This window comes from Streptomyces musisoli, assembly GCF_016741855.1.
GTDB classification, from domain to species: Bacteria; Actinomycetota; Actinomycetes; order Streptomycetales; family Streptomycetaceae; genus Streptomyces; species Streptomyces musisoli.
Genome location: NZ_JAERRH010000072.1, coordinates 1 through 1,676, shown reverse-complemented (window position 1 = coordinate 1,676; position 1,676 = coordinate 1). Strand labels below are relative to the sequence as shown.

The 1,676-nt window shown below is 66.6% G+C and carries 2 protein-coding genes; one reads left to right on the top strand and one right to left on the bottom strand.

What is annotated here, in order from left to right:
* On the bottom strand, positions 1-425 hold a 425-nt coding region (tnpA, locus tag JK361_RS40460; protein ID WP_201828207.1), incomplete at its 3' end, for an IS200/IS605 family transposase.
* A 24-nt stretch (positions 426-449) separates the two neighbouring features.
* On the opposite strand from tnpA, the gene JK361_RS40455 reads away from it, so the two are divergent.
* Positions 450-1,676 (top strand): RNA-guided endonuclease InsQ/TnpB family protein, encoded by a 1,227-nt coding sequence (locus tag JK361_RS40455; RefSeq protein ID WP_201828205.1) that lies wholly within the window; start codon positions 450-452, stop codon positions 1,674-1,676.

Here is a 1,676-nt window from a genome sequence, read left to right as displayed (position 1 = left end):
ACGGGGCGCTTCTGGTTCTCGATGTACTGCTTGACCACGGTCAGCGGTGCCCCGCCACAGCTGCCGGCGAAGTACGAGCCGGACCAGAAGTGGCCGCCCCACAGGTGCCGGCGGACGTGGCTGTCGTACTCCTTGCGTAGCAGTCGGGCCGAGACGCCTTTGAGGGAGTTGACCAGCTTGGAGAGCTGGACTTTGGGCGGGTAGTGCACGAGCAGGTGTACGTGGTCGTCCTCGCCGTTGAACTGCTTCAGCTCGGCCTCGAAGTCTCCGCACACCTCCCGCATGATCTCTTCGCACCGCGTCAGCATGGCGTCGGTCATGGCCTTACGCCGGTACTTCGTGACGAAAACCAAGTGGACGTGCAGGTGGTAGACGACGTGACGGCCGGTGCGTACATCGGGGTTGGGGTTCCATCGTGGTGACATGAACCAAAGGGTATGGTGGTCGTCGTGCAGCTTCGGTACAGCTTCCGCGTGTATCCGAGTGCCGGTCAGCGCACGGCGTTGGCGAGGGCGTTCGGGTGTGCTCGGGTTGTCTTCAACGACGCTCTGCGGGCTCGTGAGACCGCCCGCGCCGCCGGGCTGCCGTTCATCGGGTCCGGGGAGCTGTCCAAGCAGCTCACCGCCGCGAAGAAGACCCCCGAGCGGGCATGGCTCACCGAGGTGTCCTCGGTGGTGTTGCAGCAGTCCCTGCGCGACCTGGACACCGCCTACAAGAACTTCTTCGGCGGCCTCAAGGGCAAGCGGCCCACGATGGGGCCGCCCCGGTTCAAGTCCCGCAAGGACACCCGGCAGTCGGTCCGCTTCACCGCCAACGCCGGATGGAAGATCACGACCGGCGGGAAGCTCCGCCTCCCCAAGATCGGCGACCTGGCCGTGAAGTGGTCCCGCATGCTGCCGTCGGTGCCGTCCACGGTGAGCGTGGTCAAGGACAGCGCGGGCCGGTACTTCGCCAGCTTCGTGGTCGAGACAGAGCCCGAGACGCTGCTCGCCACGGGCAGCGTGGTCGGCATCGACCTGGGCCTGGCCCACTTCGCGATCTTGTCCGACGGCACGAAGATCGACAGCCCCCGCTTCCTGCGCCGGGCCGAGAAGAAACTGAAGAAGGCGCAGCAGGATCTCAGCCGCAAGACCAAGGGGTCGAAGAACCGGGCGAAGGCCCGGATCAAGGTCGCCCGCGCTCACGCACGAACCGCCGATGCGCGGCGCGAGTTCCACCACCAGCTCTCCACCAAGCTGATCCGCGAAAACCAAGCGGTTGCAGTGGAAGACCTGGCGGTCAAGGCACTCGCCCGCACACGCATGGCCAAGTCCGTACACGACGCCGGATGGTCGGCGTTCACCACGATGCTGGAGTACAAGGCCGCCCTGTACGGGCGGACCTTCCACCGCATCGGACGCTTCGAGCCCACCTCACAGGTCTGCTCGGCCTGCGGCGTCAAGGACGGCCCCAAGCCCCTCCACATCCGAGAGTGGACATGCGGGGCGTGCGGGGCCGACCTGGACCGGGACATCAACGCGGCGGCCAACGTCGCCAAGGCGGCCGGACTGGCCGTATCAGCCTGCGGAGCGCGGGTAAGACCGGGACTCGTCCCGGCACAGCGCGAAGAAACAGGAACCCACCCGAAGCCCCAGCCGGTGACCACCGGCAGGCAGGCGGGAATCTCCGTCCTTTAG